At 68.3% G+C, this 18,254-nt stretch carries 18 protein-coding genes; 10 read left to right on the top strand and 8 right to left on the bottom strand.

All coding sequences use genetic code 11. The annotated features are described in order from the left end of the window. Window positions 1–100 precede the first annotated feature (100 nt). Window positions 101–1,681 carry a PepSY-associated TM helix domain-containing protein gene (locus BN976_RS02285; protein ID WP_084182176.1) on the bottom strand — a complete coding sequence of 527 codons (1,581 nt, stop codon included), beginning with the start codon at window positions 1,679–1,681 and terminating at the stop codon, window positions 101–103. 106 nt (window positions 1,682–1,787) lie between these two features. After that, complete coding sequence (sigC, locus tag BN976_RS02280) at window positions 1,788–2,375, bottom strand: RNA polymerase sigma factor SigC (RefSeq protein ID WP_199558879.1); 588 nt, start codon at window positions 2,373–2,375, stop codon at window positions 1,788–1,790. Between the two features lie 75 nt (window positions 2,376–2,450). Here sigC and BN976_RS02275 point away from each other — a divergent pair, with 75 nt between their 5' ends. Beyond that, window positions 2,451–4,703: a heavy metal translocating P-type ATPase gene (locus tag BN976_RS02275; RefSeq protein WP_036367604.1), complete on the top strand. Its 2,253-nt coding sequence runs from the start codon at window positions 2,451–2,453 to the stop codon at window positions 4,701–4,703. 6 nt (window positions 4,704–4,709) lie between these two features. On the opposite strand, the gene BN976_RS02270 is transcribed toward BN976_RS02275, so the two are convergent. The 3 genes from BN976_RS02270 to BN976_RS02260 all read right to left on the bottom strand — a co-directional run bounded on the left by BN976_RS02270 (window position 4,710) and on the right by BN976_RS02260 (window position 8,827). Further along, window positions 4,710–5,174: a hypothetical protein gene (locus tag BN976_RS02270; protein WP_036367603.1), complete on the bottom strand. Its 465-nt coding sequence runs from the start codon at window positions 5,172–5,174 to the stop codon at window positions 4,710–4,712. A 61-nt stretch (window positions 5,175–5,235) separates the two neighbouring features. After that, window positions 5,236–6,705: a PepSY-associated TM helix domain-containing protein gene (locus BN976_RS02265; RefSeq protein WP_036367601.1), complete on the bottom strand. Its 1,470-nt coding sequence runs from the start codon at window positions 6,703–6,705 to the stop codon at window positions 5,236–5,238. A 154-nt stretch (window positions 6,706–6,859) separates the two neighbouring features. Further along, entirely contained in the window at window positions 6,860–8,827 is a 1,968-nt protein-coding gene (locus BN976_RS02260; protein WP_036367599.1) for a cytochrome c oxidase assembly protein, read from the bottom strand. Window positions 8,828–9,005: 178 nt separating this feature from the next. Between BN976_RS02260 and BN976_RS02255 the strand changes: the two genes are divergently transcribed. Beyond that, window positions 9,006–9,668 (top strand): DUF5134 domain-containing protein, encoded by a 663-nt coding sequence (locus tag BN976_RS02255; RefSeq protein WP_036367597.1) that lies wholly within the window; start codon window positions 9,006–9,008, stop codon window positions 9,666–9,668. Between the two features lie 3 nt (window positions 9,669–9,671). Here the strand turns inward: BN976_RS02255 and BN976_RS02250 are convergent, their stop codons facing one another. From BN976_RS02250 to BN976_RS02240, 3 genes are all read right to left on the bottom strand, one after another. Then, window positions 9,672–10,385 (bottom strand): zf-HC2 domain-containing protein, encoded by a 714-nt coding sequence (locus BN976_RS02250; RefSeq protein ID WP_051558256.1) that lies wholly within the window; start codon window positions 10,383–10,385, stop codon window positions 9,672–9,674. A gap of 99 nt (window positions 10,386–10,484) precedes the next feature. Further along, a complete protein-coding gene (locus tag BN976_RS02245; RefSeq protein WP_036367595.1) occupies window positions 10,485–10,910 on the bottom strand; it encodes a BlaI/MecI/CopY family transcriptional regulator in 426 nt (141 codons plus the stop codon). A gap of 101 nt (window positions 10,911–11,011) precedes the next feature. Then, window positions 11,012–11,302 (bottom strand): hypothetical protein, encoded by a 291-nt coding sequence (locus BN976_RS02240; RefSeq protein ID WP_145977902.1) that lies wholly within the window; start codon window positions 11,300–11,302, stop codon window positions 11,012–11,014. A gap of 250 nt (window positions 11,303–11,552) precedes the next feature. Between BN976_RS02240 and BN976_RS34015 the strand changes: the two genes are divergently transcribed. The 8 genes from BN976_RS34015 to ccsB all read left to right on the top strand — a co-directional run bounded on the left by BN976_RS34015 (window position 11,553) and on the right by ccsB (window position 18,229). Beyond that, entirely contained in the window at window positions 11,553–11,696 is a 144-nt protein-coding gene (locus tag BN976_RS34015) for a hypothetical protein (RefSeq protein ID WP_199558878.1), read from the top strand. Window positions 11,697–11,894: 198 nt separating this feature from the next. Beyond that, the gene (locus tag BN976_RS02235) at window positions 11,895–12,275 is read left to right on the top strand and encodes a nitroreductase/quinone reductase family protein (RefSeq protein WP_036367591.1); all 381 of its coding nucleotides are present in this window, start codon (window positions 11,895–11,897) and stop codon (window positions 12,273–12,275) included. Window positions 12,276–12,327: 52 nt separating this feature from the next. Continuing rightward, window positions 12,328–13,626 carry a glutamate-1-semialdehyde 2,1-aminomutase gene (hemL, locus tag BN976_RS02230; RefSeq protein WP_036367589.1) on the top strand — a complete coding sequence of 433 codons (1,299 nt, stop codon included), beginning with the start codon at window positions 12,328–12,330 and terminating at the stop codon, window positions 13,624–13,626. Beyond that, window positions 13,623–14,225 (top strand): histidine phosphatase family protein, encoded by a 603-nt coding sequence (locus BN976_RS02225; RefSeq protein WP_036367587.1) that lies wholly within the window; start codon window positions 13,623–13,625, stop codon window positions 14,223–14,225. Before hemL ends, BN976_RS02225 begins: the two co-directional genes overlap by 4 nt. Continuing rightward, window positions 14,222–14,824 carry a TlpA disulfide reductase family protein gene (locus BN976_RS02220; RefSeq protein ID WP_036367585.1) on the top strand — a complete coding sequence of 201 codons (603 nt, stop codon included), beginning with the start codon at window positions 14,222–14,224 and terminating at the stop codon, window positions 14,822–14,824. Before BN976_RS02225 ends, BN976_RS02220 begins: the two co-directional genes overlap by 4 nt. Further along, complete coding sequence (locus tag BN976_RS02215) at window positions 14,821–15,606, top strand: cytochrome c biogenesis CcdA family protein (RefSeq protein ID WP_036367583.1); 786 nt, start codon at window positions 14,821–14,823, stop codon at window positions 15,604–15,606. Before BN976_RS02220 ends, BN976_RS02215 begins: the two co-directional genes overlap by 4 nt. Further along, window positions 15,606–17,252 carry a cytochrome c biogenesis protein ResB gene (gene resB / locus BN976_RS02210; protein ID WP_036367581.1) on the top strand — a complete coding sequence of 549 codons (1,647 nt, stop codon included), beginning with the start codon at window positions 15,606–15,608 and terminating at the stop codon, window positions 17,250–17,252. Before BN976_RS02215 ends, resB begins: the two co-directional genes overlap by 1 nt. Beyond that, a complete protein-coding gene (ccsB, locus tag BN976_RS02205; RefSeq protein WP_036367579.1) occupies window positions 17,249–18,229 on the top strand; it encodes a c-type cytochrome biogenesis protein CcsB in 981 nt (326 codons plus the stop codon). The genes resB and ccsB overlap by 4 nt, the downstream gene beginning before the upstream one ends. Window positions 18,230–18,254 lie beyond the last annotated feature (25 nt).

Raw genomic sequence — 18,254 nt, 5'->3', positions numbered from 1 at the left:
GATTCTCCAGACCATCGCGATGACGGTTTCCCGCCAGGATGCGGCACCGGACTGACGTTTACTTCAGCTGCGCCGCTTCGCCTTTCGATCTCCGGCTGACCTAGTGAAGCGCTCCCACCGGCACCTCGTCACCGTCGGAGTCACCGATGGTCTCCGGCAGCGAGACCTCAGCCGCTTCGCCGTCGGATCGGTTGGCGCGCCGGGCATCCAACAGGGCTTCGACCGCGAGCACCAGCAGCAGCGAGACGCCGAAGACCGGATAGATCACGCCCACGACGACGGCGATGAGCGCGATCGCGACCTTGGCCCGCGCGGGAGTGTCGGCTCGGATGGCCGGGCTCGCGGGGCCGGGCACACCGGTTTTCCCGGACGGTCGACGCTTCCACCACATCGCCAGCCCGGTACCGATCATGACGAAGATGCCCAGGCAGGCGGCCGTGGCCATGATCCGGGTGAGCACCCCGAACTGGTTGCCCATGTGCATGTCGATGCCGAAGCTCGTCGCAGCGCCCAGCGCGCCGCTGTGTTCGGCGGTGGCGTTGTTGATGGTCTCGCCGGTGAACTGGTTCAGATAGAGCGTGCGCTGTTCGGAGAGCCTTTGCGGCCACGCGTTGACCACTGCGTAGCTGCCGTAAATCGTCTCGCCTCCGTCGGTCGAGTCCGAGGGCGGGATGATCGCATAACCGGGAACCATGTTCTCGGACTTGGCGATTCGGTCGACGTCGGCGAAGGTGAGCGTTGCGGCCATCGGGCCCGGCGGAGTGGACTCGGGAATGCCTTCGCCCGTGGCCGCCCACGCGATCCGGCGGCCCAGGCGGTCGTAGTCTCCCAGCTGAGCCGGGGTCGAGGCCGCCTCTACCTCGGTGGCGGGGGTGACGGTGGCGGTGAAGGCCCGCCAGTTCTCGCCCCAGTAGCGCGACCACGTGAGTCCCGAGACGATGTAGCAGACCAGGATCACCGCGATCACCACCCCGGTCAGGGCGTGCAGATCACGCCACCGGATCCGACCGCCCTTGCTCCACCGCACTCTGAACATCGGCTTGGCGCTTTCGATGGCGCGTGGCCACCACAGGTAGATTCCGCTGGCCAACAGCACCAGGATCCAGCAGGCGGTCAGCTCCAACCAGAGGTTGCCGATTCCGACGGGAATGGTGGCATCGGGATATGCGTCGGAGTCGATGAGATGACCGAGCGACGGCAGATGCACCTGCGGCCCGTCATTGCCGAACAACCGATGCATGTTGTTGGCGAAGCCGATCAGTCCTGACAGTGCTTGGCGTTGTCCCAGATACTCCCCGGTGTAGGGGTCGACGAACACCTGCGTCAGGTTGCTTTCGGCGGCTGGGTACGACAGCGCCCCCGGTGCCAGGAAGTCGACGCGGGTGGAGCGGTCGGGCGAGGCCGGCGGCGTCACGGCGTCGAACGTGTAGTCCGGGCCGAGTTGTTGCTGCGCGACCTCGATCTGCCGATCCAACTGGATCGTCTGCGGCCCTGCGGACACGTGGACGAGGGACCGGTTCAGCAGGGAATCCAGCGGCCCGGTGTAGAGGATGACCAGCCCCGACAGCGAAAGGACCACCAGCATCGGTGCGGTGAACAGCGCCACCCAGAAATGCAGTCGCCACATCCGCCGCAGGACCGCGGAATCACCGCGTCGCTTCGATGTCACCGGACTGGCCATGTCGTCCCCTCACGCCGAGCGGTCCGCCCTCGGCTTGAGGGCAACGCTTTCCTGGCGTTAGTCGGAAGTCGCGGCGAAAAGTTCCGGCAAGATGCAGAGGGAGTCGTCAGCCGGTGCGTTCGGTGCGCTGCACCGCGGCCATCAGGTCTTCCCGGGCGCGTGCCACACGGGAGCGGATCGTGCCGATCGGGCACGAGCACACCTCAGCCGCCTCGGCGTACGACAGGCCCAGAACCTGGGTCAGCAGCAACGCGTGCCTGCGGTCTTCGTCCAGCCCGTCGAGGAGGACGCGGATCTCGACGAGGTTCTCGAATCCTTGGACCGGGCGATGACGCTCCAGGATCACGTCGACGTCGGTGGTGTGCTGCGTGCGCGGGCGTGCCTGGTTGTGGCGGATCTGGTCGACCACCACGCGCCGGGCGATCGACAGCAGCCAGGTGCGTGCCGAGGACCGCCCGGCGAATCGGGGGAGCGAGGCGATCGCCCGCAGATACGTCTCCTGGGTGAGGTCGTCGGCGGTGCCCGGGTCGCCGAGGTAGGCCACCGACCGCCACACATCGCGCTGGGTGGCCTTGACGAACTGCTCCAGGGCGGCGTCGTCACCGCGACCGGCGGCCAGCGCCAGCGCGGTAACGTGGTCTTCTTCGCCTGATGTCACCTGCAGAACCCTATTCGATGGGGGGTGGGAACTCATCGGCGGCTGGATCCGACTATGTGATCGGGTGGTGCCTGGACAATCGAAGCCACCGGAAACTGTGAGGAATGAACGTTGACCACCTCGGTCACCCCCGATACTGACATCCAGCGCTTTCAGCTCGAGGTCGGTGGAATGTCGTGCGGGTCGTGCGCGGCCCGCGTGGAGCGCACGCTCAACAAGGTCGACGGCGTCCGCGCGTCGGTGAACTTCGCCACCCGGGTCGCCACCGTCGACGCACCGGCCGGCGTCGGGGCCACCGAGCTGTGCCGCGTGGTGACCGACGCCGGCTATCCCGCCCAACTCCACACGCAGCAGGCTGCCGAGCCCGACGACGATCCGGATGCCCGGTACGCCCGCAGTTTGATGGTCCGGCTGGCGGTGGCGGCGGTGCTGTTCGTGCCGCTGGCCGACCTGTCGGTGATGTTCGCGGTGGTGCCCGACACCCGGTTCGCCGGCTGGCAATGGGTGTTGGCTGCGCTGGCGGCGCCGATCGTGACATGGGCGGCCTGGCCGTTCCACGCCGCGGCGCTGCGTAGCGCACGTCACGGGGTGGCCACCATGGAGACGTTGATCTCCATCGGCGTCACCGCAGCCACGGTGTGGTCGGCCTACACGATGTTCTTCGGTACGTCCATCGGGGTAAGTCCCCCGGACAGCGACGGAATCCTCGACGCGCTGCTGGGCAGCGACTCCATCTACCTCGAGGTCGCCGCCGGGGTGACCGTCTTCATCCTGGCCGGCCGCTACTTCGAGGCACGCGCCAAATCGAAGGCCGGAAGCGCGCTGCGGGCGCTGGCGGCCCTCGGCGCGAAATCGGTGTCGGTGCTGTTGGAGGACGGCACCGAGATGGAGATCCCGGCCACCGAACTGAAGGAAGGCCAACGCTTCGTCGTGCGACCCGGCCAGACGATCGCCGCGGACGGCTTGGTGATCGACGGCTCCGCGGCGGTCGACATGAGCGCGATGACAGGCGAGTCGAAACCGGTGGACGTGGTCCCGGGAGGCAACGTCATCGGCGGTACCGCGGTGCTCGACGGCCGCCTGACCATCGAAGCTGCCGCTGTCGGCGCCGACACCCACTTCGCCGCGATGGTGCGCCTGGTCGAGGAAGCGCAAACCCAGAAGGCCAACGCGCAGCGCCTCGCCGACCGGATCTCGGCGGTGTTCGTCCCCGTCGTGCTGGCGCTGGCCGTGCTCACCGGCGTCGGCTGGATTGCGGCCACCGGCGACGTCCATCGCGGGGTGGCGGCCGCGTTGGCGGTGGTCGTCATCGCCTGCCCGTGCGCGCTCGGCCTCGCGACCCCGACGGCGATGATGGTCGCCTCCGGTCGCGGCGCCCAGCTCGGAATCTTCCTCAAAGGCCACCAGGCGTTGGAGGCGATCCGCACCGTGGACACGGTGGTCTTCGACAAGACCGGCACCCTGACCACCGGCCAGGCCACCGTCACCGCTGTGGTCGCCGCCGCCGGATGGGACAGCGCGGAGATCCTCGAACTGGCCGCAGCAGTCGAGTCGGGTTCCGAGCACGTCGTCGCGCGGGCGGTCCTGGCATCCCTCGGTGCCGAAAACTGCCGTGCTGTCAGTGACTTTCGTGCCGACACCGGCAATGGTGTGACCGGGACCGTCGGCAACCAGCACGTCTGCGTGGGACGACCCGCCTGGGTCGCGAGGGGTCGGGTGGTGCCCGCCGGCCTCGCCGCCGCCCGCAAGGATGGTGAGTCTCGGGGTGAGACAGTGGTTTTCGTATCAGTTGACGACGTGGTGTGTGGCGCTCTGACCATCTCCGACACGGTCAAGGACTCGGCTGCGGGCGCGATCGCCGCGCTGCACGAGGCCGGACTGCGCACGATGTTGGTGACGGGCGACAATGCGCGCACCGCCGAGGTGATCGCGGCGCAGGTGGGGATCGACGAGGTGGTGGCCGATGTGCTGCCCGAAGGCAAGGTCGAGGTCATCGAGTCGCTGCGCGCGCAGGGACGGGTCGTGGCGATGGTCGGGGACGGCATCAACGACGGACCCGCGCTTGCGAGGGCGGACCTCGGGTTGGCGATCGGCCGTGGCACCGACGTCGCGATCGGCGCCGCCGACATCATCCTGGTGCGCGACGATCTGGGCGCCGTCCCGCTGGCACTCGGGCTGGCGCGTGAGACGATCCGTACCATCCGGACGAACATGGTCTGGGCGTTCGGCTACAACGTGGCCGCGATCCCGGTGGCGATGGCCGGACTGCTCAACCCGCTCATCGCCGGTGCCGCGATGGCGTTCTCGTCGTTCCTGGTGGTCTCGAACAGCTTGCGGATCAGGAAGTTCGGCCTGTCGCGCTGAGCGGTTTCAGTGCTCGGCGCGCGCGTAAGCCCGCATATCCGGCTGTGACAGTTCCAGCGGCGTGATCAGCACGCCGATCCACCCGACTGTCAGCGGTCCGGCCGCCACGCAGGCAACTGTCGTGGACCACGGTGCGCCGGTGGTTCCGGTGCGATACCACCAGAACGCGCCGACGGCGACGACGGTGGCGACAGCGCAGAGCTGGGCTGCGGCGCAGCTCCAGGTGAATCGCCGAATACACAGGGCGGCAACCGAACTCAGCGCCGCAAGAAGGCCAAGGCCATGGGCTGCCAAAGCGACGCGGTGGCCGCCGTGCTCAGCAAGGGCGACACCTGCCACCGATGTCGCGCCGAGAACCGCGGTCAAGGCCGCGCCGACTGTCCCCTTGGTCCGGCCGATCCACACGTCGTTCACCACGCGGTGCTCGATCGCGCGCAGGGTTTCTTCTACTGAGGAATGTCGACTGTGCATCGCTGTATTGGTCGTCGGCCGCCCGACCGGAGTTCCACGGCCGTCGACGCCGGACCCGAGATCACGCCCTCGGGGTGTCGTTCGACGGTGCGCCGCGGTGCCGGCGGTTCTGGACGGCGCCGACCGCGGCGTCCACCGCCACGAACATCACCAGACTCAGGCCCAGCAACGGCACAAACCACCCGATCGTCACCCAAGCGAGCACGACGACCACCGCGGCACCTGGAGACAGGGTCGACAGCGCCCCGCGCCGGGGTGCCCGTCCCATCGCGGCGCCGCCCCGCGTCGGCCTGCGCCGCCACCACATCAGGTAGCCGCGGACGATCACGGTCACCAGTGCGATCGCGAGGGCAACCAGCGCAAGCTGATTGACGAGACCGAAGAGCAGACCCATGTGCAACTGGATGCCCCACGCTGCCAACTTCGCCGCCAGCGGCCAGTCGGCGAACCAGATCACGTCGGTGATCGCCCCGGTGGCGCCGTCCACCGCGACCGCGTTGTTGGACATCACCCAGGGCTGGCGGGTCTGCATGACGGTGAATGCAGTGGTGGCGTCCGAGGGGATCGACACCTCCACCTTCCCGTCGATCCCGGCGGCCCGGGCCGATGCCAGCACCCGGTCGAGGTCGCCCACCCGAGGTTGCGGAGGTGCAACAGGATCAGGAGTTTGGGCCGCGCCGTGATCGTGCCCATCGTGGCCTGGACCGGCGTCCGTGCCGTCCTCGGCGTTGCCCGGCAACTTCTTGGACACGCTGGGAGTGGTCCAGGACAGTGCCGAGCGTAGCTCGGTGATGTTGGCTCCGGCGTACATCGACCACGTCAGACCTGTCGCAGACAGAAAGAGCAACCCGGCGGCAATCCAGATGCCCACCGCACCATGCCAACTCAAGGTCCGGCGTCTGCCGGTGGCTGTGCGGTCGGCGGTCAGCAGCCGCGCCTGGGTGGAGCCCTGCGCGCGCATCCGGCGGTACCGGCCGACCCAGAGGTACACCCCGCCGAGGGCGATGATCCACAACCACGACGCCGCGAGCTCGCTGTACACCCGGCCGGGGTCCCCCAGGTGCAGGCTCCGGTGAAGCTGGCTGATCCACGTGCGCAGCGGCAGGGCTCCGCTGCTGCCGTACACGGTGAGTTCGCCGAGGGACTCCGCGGAGACCGGGTCGACGAACACCGCGTGCCGCTCGGAGGGGCCGAGCGACGGATCGGTGAACATCACCCGCGTCGTCTCGCCCGGGTCGACGGCCGGACGCACCGCGGCCACGGTCAGCTCCGGCCGAACCTGCTGCGCGGCAAGCACTTGGTCCGCCAGCGGAAGTGAAGTACCCGGGCTCTCCACGTGCAGGTAGTCGCGGTAGACCCACTGCTCGAGCGTGGGGGCGATCGCGTACAGCCCGCCACTGACGGTCGCGATCAACAGAAACGGGCCGAGGAAGACGCCGGCATAGAAATGCAGCCGCACGAAGAACGAGTGGAATGTGCTGCGCGCCTCGGATCGAGAGCTGGCGGTGTGCTCGGTTTCGGTGATCGACATCGTAGCCTTCGGTCGGTTGCAGCCCGGATTCGAAAGGCACGGTGGCACAGACACACTGAGTCACGCAACTGGAGATCAGTGCGGGAACTTCCCTTCGGTCTGCTGCGACTAATCCCGAAGGGCCCGTAACGATCTTCGTCGATGTGGCCGGGACTTACCTGCGGGAGCGCGCCAGTTCTCTGAGCATCGCGTTGTAGGAGTCCAAGTCGTCGTCGTAGCCGCTGTCGGCGTGCCGGTCGTGTCGGGCTCCGGCGCGGCGATCCTGTCGCGCCCACTGCGTCACCAGCGCCACGACGACGATGATCACCGGCAATTCGCTTGCCCCCCAGGCGATTGCGCCACCAACGTACTGATCTTCGGTCAGGTCGGCCACCCACGGGAGCGCCAGATGCCCGTAGAATGTGCCCCCGAGCGCAGTCGTCATGGTCATCGTGGCGATGCCGAAAAACGCGTGGAACGGCATCACCGCGAACAGCAGGCCCAGCCTGCCCAGGAACGGCAGGCGCTTGGGCCCTGGATCCACGCCGACGATGCCCCAGTAGTACAGATAGCCGACGAGCAGGAAGTGCAGGGTCATCAGCTCGTGGCCCCAGTGGTAACGCACCAACGTGTCGAACAGCGGGGTGAAGTACACCAGATACAGCGAGCCGACGAAAAGCACGAAGGCGACCACCGGGTGAGCCAGGAACCTCGTCGCCGGTGAATGGACCAACCACAGAACCCATTCCCGGGGTCCGGGCGGCTGACCCGCGGGAGCGGAGGGCAACGCCCGCAATGCCAACGTGACCGGTGCGCCGAGCACGAGCAGGACCGGGATGAACATGTTGAGCGCCATGTGCTCGCCCATGTGCACGCTGAACATGGCGGACCCGTAGGCGCGCACCCCGGAACTGGTGGCGACCAGCAGGGCGAGTGTGCCCACCGTCCAGGCCACGGTGCGCCCGACGGGCCAGGAATCGCCACGGCGACGTAACCGGATGACACCGATGACGTACGCCAGTAGCAGCCCGCCCGCCGCTACCCCGAACAGCGGATCGAACCGCCAGTACGTCACGAAGTTCGGCACGGTCGGTGGCCCGGGCAGCTCGTAGCCCAGAAAAACGTCCCAGGTGGTGAACGTCTCGACGAGGAATCGCGGCGCCGGCTGCACTGCCATCACCGACAGGCCGCCGACGATGCCCACCATCGCGAGCGCACCCACCGCCATGGCCCAGGAAGGGGTGCGGCGGTGCATCGCCAGCAGAACCGAATCGGCGAGCCAGAGGATCCCGAGCATCGCCCCGACTGTCAGGGCGATGCGGCCATAGTCGGTGGCCCACACCGACGTCCCGCGCACCATCACACCGGCCAGAGTGGCCCCGTAGAGCATCGCGGCGGCCCCTGCCGCGACACACAGGATCTGCACCCGACGATGTAGGCGCGTGGGCGTGGCAGGGTTGACCGCCGCGGCCACCTTGACCCCCAACAGAACCGCGATCGCCACGGCGAACACCATGGCGGCGCCGGTCGCCACGTCGTGATCAGGCCCCTCACCCGCGTTACCCGTGACCGGCACCGCGATCAGGGCGATCAAAGCGGGAATCAGCAGCAGACAGTGCCCGAACCAGCGCAGCGTGAAGCGAACGCCGACCGCCACTACCGCGGCAGCGATCGCCGCCGCACCCCACCCGCGTGCCGACTCCGACGCGGCAAGCGCGTCCCCGAGCGCGCCCTCAGTGATCACCCGGCCGGCTGTCGCGCCGGCCGAGTTGGCGGCGTCCACCACCACCATCGCCACGGCAAGCACGCACCATGAGATCGCAGTCCGCTCCAACCACACATGCAGTCGGTATGCCGATGGATCAATCCGGCCGTGGTCGTCGGGTTCCGCCGTCGCGATGATGGAGATCAACAACCCCACGCTGACCGCGGCGACGAGCGTGGCCGCGAAATAGCCGACGTACTCTGCGACGTTCATGGCGGCACCGGGAAACGGCAGTCCGGCCGCATCGAACCGCGCTCGACCGGATGACGTCGCGTAGATCGCGACGAATGTCGCGGTGACGAGCGCCGCGATTCCCAGGGCGGGGACCATCCATCGATCACCCAGACGGGATGCGTGCTCCGTTGCCGTGATGCTCATGTCGGCCTTTCGCTGACAGCCGATCGAAGACCGACCGCCTGCGAGTCTACGACCGCGCGTCGTAGCCGGGAACTTCGCCGAGTGCCTGCCCGACTATGGATATGCGAAGACAGACTTCAGCCAGACAGCGAAACCGGAGAACCGTGACCCATCCACCCGTCGACGAGCCGACTGCAGCGTGATCGCCGACCTCACTCTGCGCTGGGTGGTGACGGTCCTGTTCGCCGTGAGCGCGGTCGAATGCCTGGTCACGCTGATTGTCGCCCGGCACCACCGGGCCGAGGCGATCGGGCACGGCCTGCACCTACTCATGGCCGTAGCGATGGCGGTGATGGCGTGGCCGCGCGGAGCGGCCCTGCCGACCACCGGACCCATGGTGGTGTTCCTGGCCGCCACCGCGTGGTTCGTCGCTGTCGCGGCCCTGGTGGCCACCAGCACAGCGGGCCGGCTCGCCAACGGCTATCACGCGGTGATGATGCTGGCGATGTCGTGGATGTATGCGGTGATGAACGGGTCGATTCTGCCCGGGCGCGGATCGGGCCAGACCGACGCCGCGGGCGGCCACAGCGGACACGGGGGCCACGCCGGGCACGGCGGGGGTGGACAGGAGATGCCTGCGGTGGAAGTGGCGGGCTCACACGACATCTCCGAGCCCGGATACATATCCGCCGTGAACTGGCTCTGGACGGTGGGCTTTGCGGTGGCTGCGGTGTACTGGATCTACCGGTACTTCGTGACCCGCCGCGCCGGCACCGCAGCGATGACGCCGTCGCTTTTCGGAATACTCTGCCAGGCGGCGGCGGCTGCGGGGATGGCGATCATGTTCGCCGTCATGCTGTGAGTCTCAGGCTGCCGAGTTGTCTTGGGTGCCGAGTTTCCTGCGTCGGCGCTCCCCGAGTGGATCGGGGTGACTGACGCCCGCACCGGGGTCGGGTGACGCCGTCCTCGCGTCGCGGTGGCGCCGGTGCGGGCGGGATCCGCGCCAGAGCAAGAAGGCGAGAGCCGCGCCCAACACCACCGGGATGTGGGTGGCCACCCGCGCGGCCGTGACGTGTCCGGTCATCGAATCGATCGCCACGTAGTACCCCAGGGCTGCGGCGTACGCACCCGCCGCCATCGCCGCGCCCGGCGCGAAGACGGGACGCGCCGCAGCGGCGATCAACGTGACCCCCAACGCGGCCGACCACGCTGTCGATTCGTTCAGCAGGTGCGCTCCGCCTGCCATCCCGTGATGCGGAGTGATCAGGCCGAAGTCGACGCCGAGGGCCTGCACGAGCGCCAGACTCAACTGGATGACACCGACGGCCACCAGTGCGTAGCGCACGCCGCCGTGCACCCCGGGACGTCGATCCGGCACCTCCCGCTCACCGAGATCACGTCCCGCGGGGCCGGGGCCGGCCAAGGTCTGCAACAATTGTGATTGCTGCCGAGCGATCCGGTACCACTCGGCGCAGGACCGGCATTCGCGCAGATGCTCGTCGACTCGCGCTGAGGGCACCGGCTCACGCTCACCGTCGATCCGCGCCGAGAGCGCCTCACGTGCCACCTCACAGTCCATGGCAGCATCTTCCCTCATCCGCGACGTGACGTCGATGACAGGCCCGCTCGTTGACATGACCCCGGCGCCGGCTGACCACCGCGCGGGCGCCAACCCCGATCAGGCGCTGCGTAAAGACGTGAAAATGCTTGTGCGACAGGGGCTGTCGATGGGGCTGGGCTCTGCTGCGGCGAGTGCGCGACGAATTGCCTGCTTCTCGTCCGCACCCACCTGCGCCACGAAGTGTGCGAGCGCGGACTGCCTGTCGCCGTGGTCGACCTGCGCAAGCGCGTCGATCATGAGCGTAGCCACGAGCTCGTCGCGGCTACGGGCGGCGACGTACCGATGAGTCCTGCCATCGCGCATCTGTAGGACGATGTTCTTGCCTGCCAGCCGCCGCAGCACAGTCGTGACGGTGGTGTACGCCAGAGTGCGCTGAGCGCAGAGGGAATGGTGCACCTGGCGCACGGTCTGTGGCGAGTCCACCGCCCAGAGGTGGTCCATCACCGAGCGCTCCAACGTGCCCAACTGCCGAAGTGTGGTCATATGTGTCCCTCCACCAGAACCGGCATGGGTAGGTAGTCGCACCACCGGCGGGCAAAGTTCCCGAGTCACCTCGACATGGCTGAGCCGATCCGTCGGCGGCCTCAGCAGGGCAGAGGTCGACCGGTGAAAAGGTCCCGGCCGCAGAACCCCGGCACCGGCGGCCCGGGCGGCACGCCCTCGATGAACAGCGTGGTGGGCGCGTTGAGGTCGTACTTGTGCGCCCAGTAGTACTCGTGACAGACGGTCATGTCCCAGTTCGGCATCCCGGTGAACAGGTAGTCACCGGGGCACCAGGTGTCTGCCTGGGCCGAACCCGAACCCAGCGCCACGCCTGCCAGGCACAGTCCGCCCGAGACGGCCACGGCGGTCGCCAGCCGAGAGATGGTGTTCATGATGGGTTCTCCCTTCGTGAGGCCACACCCTCGCGCGGCCGCTGTGAGCAGCACAGCCCATCGCGACGGCTACCGAACCCAAGAACCGTCGGGCTGTGCAGTGATGGTGCGCCGGCCGTCGCCGGGTGTAACGAGTAGTCGACTACGCGAACCCGGCTTGGCCGCAGAGGTATTTCGGCCCTTCCGGCGTGGAGGCCACGGTGGTCGGATTGACCCGTCAATCGAAACGCAACACTCACGGAGGTGCCAGATGCCCAGAAGCGTCGGAGATCGGTACGAGTGCAAGGAGTGCGGTGCGGTGCTCGTCTACGAGAAGGCGTGTCCGTGTTCGCCCGACATGGAGCACCGCGAGGTCTGCTGCGAGAAGCCGATGACCCAGGTGCAGCCGGCCTGAGTCACCGGGCGACCCGGGGGGTCACCACGATCCGCCGCCGGCATGACCATCTGGTACCCCTCAACCCTCTGCCGCCCGCGTTCGACCAGCAATACCGGCAGGTCATGGGCCCGGCGGTGGCGGTGGGCCGCTGCGGCGGGCACCGACTCGGCTACTGGCCATTGCGGAGGCTCGACCGAAGCGAGGACACTTCAGGTCGTGGCCTACCTCAAGCCGCCATGGTTCACGAGGCGGATCTTCAATCGGATCGCCATGCGCGTCGGGATGGGAGAGACACTGACTGTCCACGGGCGCCGTAGCGGACGGCCGCAACGCATCCCCGTCGTGGTGCCCGCGGTCGACGGGGTCAGGTACCTGGTGTCCACAAGGGGTGAGTCGGACTGGGTCAAGAATGTCCGGGCCGATCCGAACGTCGAAGTCGGTCACACCGGCTACGTCGCGACCGAGATCCCCGTCGACCAGCGGGCGCCGATCATCGCTGCCTACCGCCCGCTGGCGGGCAAGGCGGTGGACAGTTATTGGCGCCGATTGCCCTCTGACACCGACCACCCGGTGTTCCAGCTCACGCAGAAAACGTAACCACTACACCCTGTAGTTGGACGATTTCGGCCCGGCTGGGACACTGGTCGGCATGAGCAGTACCGACCTGTCCGCGAAGTTGTTCGCCGACGCGGCCTCGGTCATCCCCGGCGGGGTCAACTCGCCGGTGCGGGCCTTCAGTTCCGTGGGCGGCACGCCGCGGTTCATCACCTCGGCCAAGGGGTGCTGGCTGACCGACGCCGACGGCAACCGCTACGTCGACCTGGTGTGCTCCTGGGGCCCGATGATCCTCGGTCATGCGCACCCCGCCGTCGTCGAGGCGGTGCAGCGGGTGGCCGCCGACGGGCTGTCGTTCGGCGCCCCGACCCCGTCGGAGTCCGAGCTGGCCCACGAGATCATCGACCGGGTCGCACCGGTCGAGCTGATCCGGCTGGTGAACTCCGGCACCGAGGCCACCATGAGCGCGATCCGGCTGGCCCGCGGATTCACCGGCCGCGCCAAGATCGTCAAGTTCTCCGGCTGCTACCACGGCCACAGCGACGCCCTGCTCGCCGACGCCGGCTCCGGGGTCGCCACGCTCGGACTGCCGTCGTCGCCGGGGGTGACGGGCGCGGCCGCCGCCGACACCATCGTGCTGCCGTACAACAACGTGCCCGCGGTCGAGGAGGTGTTCGGCCGCTTCGGTGACGAGATCGCCTGCGTGATCACCGAGGCCAGCCCCGGCAACATGGGCGTCGTCCCGCCGCTGCCCGGCTTCAACGCCGAGCTGCGCCGCATCACCGCCGCGCACGGTGCCCTGCTCATCCTCGACGAGGTGATGACCGGCTTCCGGGTCAGCCGCGCCGGCTGGTACGGCGTCGATCCGGTGGACGCCGATCTGTTCACGTTCGGCAAGGTGATGAGCGGCGGGCTGCCCGCCGCGGCGTTCGGCGGCCGGGCCGAGGTGATGAACCGGCTGGCCCCGCTGGGCCCGGTGTATCAGGCCGGCACGCTGTCCGGAAACCCGGTCGCGATGGCGGCCGGACTGGCGACGCTGCGGGCCGCCGACGACACCGCCTACGCCGCGCTGGACGCCAACACCGACCGGCTGGTCGGCCTGATCAGCGACGCGTTGACCGAAGCCGGTGTCGCGCATCAGATTCCACGCGCCGGCAACATGTTCAGCGTGTTCTTCGGCGCCGAACCCGTGACCGACTTCGCCGCCGCGCGAGCCACTGAGACGTGGCGTTTCCCGGCGTTCTTCCACGGCCTGCTCGACGCGGGCGTCTACCCGCCGCCGAGCGCCTACGAATGCTGGTTCGTCTCAACGGCTCTCGATGACGGTGCGTTCGACAAGATCGCCGCCGCCCTGCCGGGTGCGGCCCGTGCGGCCGCGCAGGCGACGGCATGAAAACAGTCGTGCACGTGATGCGTCACGGTGAGGTGCACAACCCTGAGAAGATCCTCTACGGCAGGCTGGCGGACTACCACCTTTCGGAGCGGGGCCAGGCGCAGGCCCACGCCGTCGCCGAGTGGTTGGCGGCCCGCGACATCATCCATGTCGTCGCCTCTCCGTTGGAGCGGGCCCAGGAGACCGCCGCCCCGATCGCGGCCAGGCACGGCCTGATCGTCGACGTCGACGACGAATTGATCGAGTCGACGAATGTCTTTCAGGGCCAGCGTGTTTCGCCGGGTGACGGGGCGCTGCGCGACCCGCGCAACTGGTGGCATCTGCGCAACCCGCGGCGGCCTTCCTGGGGTGAGCCCTATGCCGAGATCGCGGCCCGTATGAAGCGCGCGGTGGCGCGGGCCCGCGAGGCCGCCGACGGACACGAGGCGGTGTGCGTCAGCCACCAGCTGCCGGTGGAGACGTTGCGCCGCGCAATGACCGACCGGCCGCTGCACCACTTCCCGACCAAGAGGATGTGCAACCTCGCGTCGGTGACGTCGTTCTACTTTCACGACGAGACCTGTGTCGGCTGGGGATATTCGGAGTTGGCCGGGCAGTGAGCCGGGTGGTGGCCCTGATGCGTGCGCTGTTCGCAGCGTGCGCGGCCACCGCTGTGCTCGCCGGGTGCGCCACCGGCAGTGACGTCGTCGCCCAGGGTGGCTCGTTCGAGTTCGTCGCCCCGGGCGGGCAGACCGACATCTTCTACGACCCGCCGGAAAAGCGGGGCACCCCCGGGCCGCTGTCGGGACCGGACCTGATGGACACCGACAGGACGATCTCGCTGGAGGACTTCGCCGGCAAGGTGGTCGTCGTCAACGTGTGGGGCCAGTGGTGCGGTCCGTGCCGCACCGAGATCACCCAACTGCAGCAGGTCTATGAGGCGACCAGGGGCCAGGGTGTGGCGTTTCTGGGGATCGACGTGCGCGACAACAACATCGACGCGCCGCGCGACTTCATCATCGACCGCGGCGTCACGTTTCCGTCCATCTACGACCCGCCGATGCGCACGATGATCGCGTTCGGTGGGCGCTACCCGACCACGGTGATCCCGTCGACGGTGGTGCTGGACCGTGAGCATCGGGTGGCCGCGGTGTTCCTGCGCGAGTTGCTTGCCGAGGATCTGCAACCGGTCGTCGAACGGCTGGCGGCCGAACGATGACCCTCGATCAGATCGACCAGCTGACCACGACCGGCCCACTGCTGCTGGCGATGGGCCTCGCCGCGCTCGCCGGTCTGGTGTCGTTCGCGTCGCCGTGCGTGATCCCGCTGGTGCCCGGCTACCTGTCCTACCTCGCGGCGGTGGTCGGCGTCGACCAGGGCGCCGCCGGTTCTGCGGCCGTCGCCGTCAAGGGAGCCCGGCTGCGGGTGGCAGGCGCGGCGGGGCTGTTCGTCGCCGGCTTCACCGTGGTGTTCCTGCTCGGCACCGTCGCGGTGCTGGGCATGACGACGGCGTTGATCACCAATCAGCTTCTGCTGCAACGCCTCGGCGGCGTGGTCACGATCCTGATGGGCCTGGTGTTCATCGGTCTGGTCCCGGTGCTGCAGCGAGACACCCGGTTCACACCGCGGCAGATCTCCACGCTGGGCGGCGCGCCGCTGCTGGGTGCGGTGTTCGCGCTGGGCTGGACACCGTGCCTCGGCCCGACGCTGACAGGTGTGATCGCGGTGGCCTCGGCGACCGAGGGCAGCAACGTCGCGCGCGGCGTGGTGCTCGTCATCGCGTACTGCCTCGGGCTGGGAATCCCGTTCGTGCTGCTCGCTTTCGGATCGGCACGCGCCGTCGCCGGGCTGGGCTGGCTGCGCCGGCACACCCGCACCATCCAGGTGCTCGGCGGCGTGCTGATGATCCTGGTGGGTGCCGCGCTGGTCACCGGTCTGTGGAACGAGTTCGTGTCCTGGATCCGTGACGCGTTCGTCAGCGACGTCAGGCTCCCGATCTGATGGTCACCTCCGCTGCGCGAGAAGACACGAACTTGCGTCCCAAGAACCCCAAACGTGCGATTTCGCGTCTGCTCGCGCTGATCCGCAACACCTGGCGGACGTTGACGTCGATGGGTACGGCGCTGGTGCTGCTGTTCCTGCTCGCGCTGGCGGCGATCCCGGGCGCGTTGCTGCCGCAGCGCAGCCTCAACGAGTCCAAGGTCGCCCAGTACATCGCCGAGCACCCGACGCTGGGTCCGTGGCTGGACCGGCTGCAGGCCTTCGACGTGTTCTCCAGTTTCTGGTTCACCGCGATCTACGTGCTGCTGTTCGTCTCGCTGGTGGGGTGTCTGACTCCACGCATGGTCGAGCACGTCCGCAGCCTGCGCGCCACCCCCGTGCCGGCGCCGCGCAACCTGAGCAGGCTGCCCAAATACCACAGCGCCGAGGTGGCCGGCACCGACGTCGCCGCCGTGGCGGCGGCCGTCGACGAGCGGCTGCGCGGCTGGCGCCGGACCACCCGCCGCGACGGCGGTGTCGAGGTTTCGGCCGAGAAGGGCTATCTGCGCGAGTTCGGCAACATTGTCTTCCACTTCTCGTTGCTCGGCCTGCTCGTGGCGATCGCAGCGGGCAAGATGTTCAGCTACGAGGGCAACGTGATCGTGGTGGCCGACGGCGGACCCGGCTTCTGCTCTGCCTCCCCGGCGGCGTTCGACTCGTTCCGCGCGGGCAACACCGTCGACGGCACCTCGCTGTATCCGATGTGCGTACGGGTCAACGACTTCACGGCCACCTATCTGGAGAACGGTCAGGCGGTCGGTTTCGCGGCCAACATCGACTATCAGGCCGGCGACGACCTGACCTCCGGTACCTGGCGGCCCTACCTGTTGAAGGTCAACGAGCCGCTACGGGTCGGCGGCGACCGCGTCTACCTGCAGGGCCACGGTTACGCCCCGACGTTCACGGTGACGTTCCCGGACGGGCAGACTCGCACCCAGACGCTGCAGTGGCGGCCCGAGGACCAGATCACGTTCCTGTCGTCGGGGGCGATGCGCTTCGACCCGCCCGGCGGTACATACACCGACGAGCGGGAGCGCCGCCGCAACCAGATCGCGATCCAGGGGCTGTTCGCCCCGACGGCCCAGCTTCACGGCACCCTGTTGTCGTCGAGCTTTCCCGAGATGAACGACCCGGCCGTCGCCATCGACATCTACAAGGGCGACACCGGCCTGGACACCGGGCGGCCGCAGTCGTTGTTCACCCTCGACGAGCGGATGATCGGCCAGGGCCGCTTGACCAAGATGGCGCGGGTCAACCTGAAGGCGGGTGAGGACACCCGGCTCGAGGACGGTACCGTCGTCCGGTTCGACGGCGCGGTGCCGTTCGTCAACCTGCAGGTCTCCCACGACCCGGCCCAGATCTGGGTGCTGGTGTTCTCGATGACGATGATGGGCGGGCTGCTGGTGTCGCTGGTGGTACGGCGCCGACGCGTCTGGGTCCGGCTGGCGCCCGGAGCGGCGGGTACGGTGAACGTCGAGCTGGGCGGCTTGGCCCGCACCGACAACTCTGGGTGGGGCGACGAGTTCGAACGGCTCACGGCGCGGCTTCTCGCCGATATCGGGACGACCACGCCGCTGCAGGAACAGAAGAAAGCGGATCATTCATGAGCACGACCATCGACATCGGCCTGGCCCGGTACTCCGACTGGGCGTTCACGTCGTCGGTGCTGGTGCTGGTGGCGGCGCTGCTGCTGCTCGCCGTCGAACTGGCCTACAACCGCAGCCGCAAGGCGGACGACCGTGAGCTGGTCACCGCCGGCGGCGCGGGCGTCTCACGCGACAGTGCTGCCCCCGGCGTCGTCGTCGAGGCGCCGCGACGCCCGTTCGACGAGCGGATGGGCGCCGCGGGCGTCGCGCTGATCTACGTCGGCATCCTGTTGCTCGCGGCCTGCATCGTGCTGCGTGGGCTGTCCACTTCACGGGTGCCGTGGGGCAACATGTACGAGTTCATCAACCTGACGAGCTTCTGCGGGCTGGTGGCCGCGGCCTGGGTGCTGCGCCGTCCGCAATACCGCTCGCTGTGGGTGTTCGTCCTGGTCCCGGTTCTCATCCTGTTGACCGTCTCGGGTAAATGGCTGTACTCGCACGCCGCGCCGGTGATGCCCGCGCTGCAGTCCTACTGGCTGCCGATCCACGTGTCGGTGGTCAGCCTCGGCTCCGGGGTGTTCCTGGTGGGCGGTGTCGCCAGCATCCTGTTCCTGCTGAAGATGTCCCGGCTCGGCGATCCCGGCCGCACCGACGCGATCGGGCGCATCGTGGCCAAGCTGCCCGATGCCCAGACCCTCGACAGAATTGCCTACCGCACAACGATCTTCGCGTTCCCGGTGTTCGGCTTCGGGGTCATCTTCGGCGCCATCTGGGCCGAGGAGGCGTGGGGCAGGTACTGGGGCTGGGACCCCAAGGAGACGGTGTCGTTCATCGCCTGGGTCATCTACGCGGCGTACCTGCACGCCCGGTCGACCGCGGGCTGGCGTGACAAGAAGGCGGCCTGGATCAACATCGCCGGGTTCGTCGCGATGGTGTTCAACCTGTTCTTCATCAACCTGGTCACTGTGGGCCTGCACTCGTACGCGGGCGTCGGCTGAGCCGACAATTGGGAAGAAGTCGGCT

The sequence above is a fragment of the Mycolicibacterium austroafricanum genome, assembly GCF_000612725.1.
GTDB lineage: Bacteria > Actinomycetota > Actinomycetes > Mycobacteriales > Mycobacteriaceae > Mycobacterium > Mycobacterium austroafricanum.
Note: the sequence above shows the minus strand (reverse complement) of the source record. Positions and strands in the feature narration are given on the sequence as shown.